Source organism: Pseudomonas thivervalensis (assembly GCF_001269655.1).
Taxonomy (GTDB): domain Bacteria; phylum Pseudomonadota; class Gammaproteobacteria; order Pseudomonadales; family Pseudomonadaceae; genus Aquipseudomonas; species Aquipseudomonas thivervalensis.
This window is the reverse complement of the sequence record NZ_LHVE01000012.1, coordinates 282,869-286,754: the sequence shown is the minus strand read 5'-3', so window position 1 is coordinate 286,754 and position 3,886 is coordinate 282,869. Positions and strand designations below refer to the sequence as shown.

Annotated in this window: 2 protein-coding genes; one reads left to right on the top strand and one right to left on the bottom strand. The window is 63.2% G+C overall.

Going from position 1 to position 3,886, the window contains the following annotated elements:
* Positions 1-186: 186 nt before the first annotated feature.
* Positions 187-1,149, top strand: coding sequence for an alpha/beta hydrolase (locus tag AD659_RS17670; protein WP_053123570.1), 963 nt, complete (start codon positions 187-189; stop codon positions 1,147-1,149).
* Positions 1,150-1,417: 268 nt separating this feature from the next.
* Here the strand turns inward: AD659_RS17670 and AD659_RS17665 are convergent, their stop codons facing one another.
* Positions 1,418-3,868, bottom strand: coding sequence for a TonB-dependent siderophore receptor (locus AD659_RS17665; protein ID WP_053123568.1), 2,451 nt, complete (start codon positions 3,866-3,868; stop codon positions 1,418-1,420).
* Between the last annotated feature and the right edge of the window lie 18 nt (positions 3,869-3,886).

Genomic DNA, 3,886 nt, shown 5'->3' with positions numbered 1-3,886 from the left:
AACGTGCCCCTGTGGCGAGGGAGCTTGCTCCCGCTGGACTGCGCAGCAGGCCCAAGTTTTTGTTCCAAGACAAAATGCTTGGGGCCGCTTCGCGACCCAGCGGGAGCAAGCTCCCTCGCCACAGGGTTTTGCATGAGCCTGAGTGGCTCATCTTTTACCCATGGTTTTTCACAAGGAACCCCTGCGATGTCGCTGCATCCGGAACTCAATGCCTTCCTCGACCTGGCCGAAGAAAGCCAGGCCGAGGGCCCCGGGCCGTTTCACCTGTCGACGCCGGCCCAGGCCCGTGAGGCGTTCGAGCGCACCACTGGGCAATTGCGCTGGAACGCTCCGGCGGATGTGCAGTGCGCCGCGCATTCATTCACGGCCCGTGACGGCGCGACGTTGGCGCTGCGTCTGTACCGTCCCGCCACGGCTGCGGCCCAGGCGCTGCCGGTGCTGGTGTACTTTCATGGCGGTGGTTATGTGGTCGGCAGTCTTGAATCCCACGATGGCGTCTGCCGCGAATTCTGCGCCCGGACACCGTGCGCGGTGTTGTCGGTGGGCTATCGCCTGGCCCCGGAGCACACCTTTCCGACCCCGCTGAACGACGGCGCCGACGCCCTCGACTGGCTGGCCCGGCAGGGCCACGCCGAAGGCCTGGACCTCAGCCGCGTGGCGTTCGGCGGCGACAGCGTCGGCGCGACTCTGGCGACGGTGCTGGCGCTGCAAGCGGCCTTGGAGCCCGCCTCCCTGGCGATCCAGCCGTGCTTTCAATTGCTTTGCTACCCGGTGACCGATGCGTCCACCAGCAGCCCGTCCACCGAGCTGTTTGGCGAAGGTTATCTGCTGGAGAGCGAAACCCTTGAGTGGTTCTACCGACACTACGCCAATGAGCCCACCGATCGCCTGGACTGGCGTTTCTCGCCGTTGCTGGCGCCCGGTTACCCAGGCCTGGCCCCAGCCCTGATCGCCCTGGCCGGCCATGACCCGCTGCTCGACGAAGGCCGCGCCTACGCCCGGCGTCTGCAGGAGCAGGGGGTGAGCGTGGAACTGATCGAATACACCGGCCTGATCCACGACTACCTGCGCTTGCAGAGCGTGGTGCCGGAGATTGACGAGGTGTATGCGCAATTGAGCCAAGCCTTGCGGGCTGCACTGACCGCCTGAAGCGCCGCGATCCCTGGAAAGGATGGCTAAATAAACCATCCAAGACAGTTGCTCCCACAGTTGTGTTTGGGTGGTCTGAGGATTTGCATACGCCACAAATCCCTTGTGGGAGCGAGCCTGCTCGCGAAAGCGGTGGGGCAGCCGGCGTCTGAAGTGACTGAAACACCGAATCGCGAGCAGGCTCGCTCCCACAGGGTATTGCCCATGTACCTTATTGGGAGGCACAAAAAAACCGGGCCAGGCCCGGTTTTTTTGTGTGCGGTGTTGCTTAGAAGTCGTAGGTCACGTCCAGCGAGGCCACGCGTTCCTGGCCGTAGTAGCAGCCGAACGAGTAGTTGCAGTGGGACACGTACTCGCGGTCGAAGACGTTCTGCACGTTCAGGCTGGTGGTGACGCCACGCAGGCTCGAGCTGGCTTTGCCCATGTCATAGCTGATGGTGGTGTCGAACACGGTGAAGGCCGGTACGTCGAACGAGTTGGCCGCGTCGCCCGGCTTGCGGCCGGTGTGGCGGGCACCTGCGCCGAAGGTCAGGCCGTTGAGGACGGCCTGGGTGAAGTGGTAGTCGACCCACAGCGTGGCGGAGAACGGTGCCTGTTGCTCGCTGCGGTTGTCCTCGTTGCCGTAGTTGTCCTTGGTGTAGAACGAGTCGAGGTAGGTGGCGGCGGCCATCACGTCAATGTTGTCGACCGTGGATTTGACTTCCAGCTCAACGCCCCGTGAACGCACCTGGCCCGACTGGATCGAGTTCTGCGGATCGGAGGGGTCGGCGGTGACCAGGTTCTTCTGTTTGATCTGGAACACCGAGGCGGTAATCATCGTCTTGTCGAACGGCTGGTACTTCACACCCACTTCGTACTGCTCGCCTTCGGTTGGCTTGAACGACTCGCCAGCAGCGTCGGTGCCCACGGTCGGCAGGAAGGACTCGGAGTAGCTGATATAGGGTGCCAGGCCGAAGTCGGTGACATAGGTCAGGCCGATCCGGCCGGTGAACTTGTTGTCACGCAACGAGGAGACGGTGCCCGCCAGCAGGTCCTTGTTGTCCACTTCGGCCCAGTCCTGGCGGCCACCCACGGTCAGGATCCACTTGTCCAGCTTGATCTGGTCCTGCACGTAGACGCCGGTCTGGCGCACGGTGTTGTCCCATTGGGTGTCCAGCGTCGGGGTCACGCTGCCGGTGTCGTAGTTGTTGTTATTGCCGTACAGGTTGATCGGAACAACGTTGTAGGCGTTGTAACCGTCGTACTTGCGGTTGAAATGGCGATAGTCCACGCCCGCCAGGGTGGTGTGTTCCAAGGCGCCGGTGTTGAATTTGTATTCCACGTTGTTATCGACGGTATAGGCGGTGTTGTGCTGGCGCCAGTCGAGTTTTACGCGGTTGGCCTGGGTCTGGTCGGTCACGCCACCGGTGGTGACGAAACTGCGCAGGTAGAAGCCTTTGTACTGGTCACGCACATCGGTGTAACGGGCAGTGGAACGGAATTTCAGGTCGTCGGTGAGGTTGTGGCTGAAGTCGTAACCGAGGATGAACTGGTCACGCTTGTAGTCGTTCCACCGCGTGTCGCCGGAGAAAAAGTCCCGGTCGATCCGCTGGCCGTTGGGGCCGCGCTCCAGGGAGCCGATCCGCGGCAGCGCCTGGTAGTCTTCCAGGCCGTCGTCCTTCTGGATCTGCGCCAGCACGGTCAGCGAGGTGTCTTCGTTGGGCGCCCAGGTCAGGCTCGGTGCCAGCAGCATGCGTTCGCTGTGGGTGTGATCGACCTGTTGGTTGCCTTTTTTCGCCACGCCGATGACGCGATAGCTGAATTCCTTCTGGTCGTCGATCGGGCCGCTGGTGTCGAACGCGCCGTTGACCCGGTTGTAGCTGCCCGCGCCCAGTTTGATCTGGCTGCGCTGTTCAGTGGTCGGGCGCTTGGAGACCATGTTGATCAGGCCGCCGGGCTGGTTCTGCCCATACAGCACCGACGAGGGGCCCTTGAGCACTTCGATGCGCTCCAGGGTGTACGGGTCGATTTGCGGCGCGCCACCCAGGCTGCCGGCATAGGGCAGGTAGGCACCGTCGAGGTACAACGGGGTTGGCGAGAAACCGCGGCTGGTGATTTCGTCGGCGATGGCGTTGCGGTCGGTGAAGCCGCCGGTGTTCAGGCCCGGCGTGTAGCGCAGGGCCTGGGTCAGGTTGCGTGCGCCCTGGGTTGCGATCTGGTCGGCGGTGACCACGTTGATGGTCTGCGGGATCTCGAGGATCGGTGTGTCGGTCTTGGTGCCGGTGGCGCTGCGGGTGGCGACATAGCCGTCCACCGGGCCATAGGCGGACTCCGCGGATTTACCGGTGATGGTCGTGGCGCCCAGTTCCAGCGAATCACCCGCCGTCCTGGCGCGCACGCTGGCCGTGTTGCCCTGGATGGTGAACATGACGCCGGTCCCCACCAGCATCTGCGACAGCGCTTGCGCCGGCGACAACCGGCCGCTCACCGGCTGGCTGCGCAGGCCCTGGACATCATCGGCGCTGTAGAGCACTTGCATGTTCGATTGATTGCTCAACGCCTGCAGGGCACTCGCCAGCGACTGCGCCGGAATGTTGAGATCGACTTCCTGTGCCTGGACCTGTGCGCTGAACGGCATGGCCAGTGCCAGGCTGAACGCGGTGGCGCTGAAGCCTGGTTGCAGCAGGCGGCGCATGATCAGTGCCTTGGTAAAACGTGGAATCCCCGGAGTTGCTGGCATGTGTTTCACTCTTGCAGG

What these genes read in the sequence shown, in the direction of transcription:
- AD659_RS17670 (WP_053123570.1), top strand. Translation starts at nt 187, where the DNA reads ATGTCGCTGCATCCGGAACTCAATGCCTTCCTCGACCTGGCCGAAGAA.
- AD659_RS17665 (WP_053123568.1), bottom strand. Translation starts at nt 3,868, where the DNA reads ATGCCAGCAACTCCGGGGATTCCACGTTTTACCAAGGCACTGATCATG.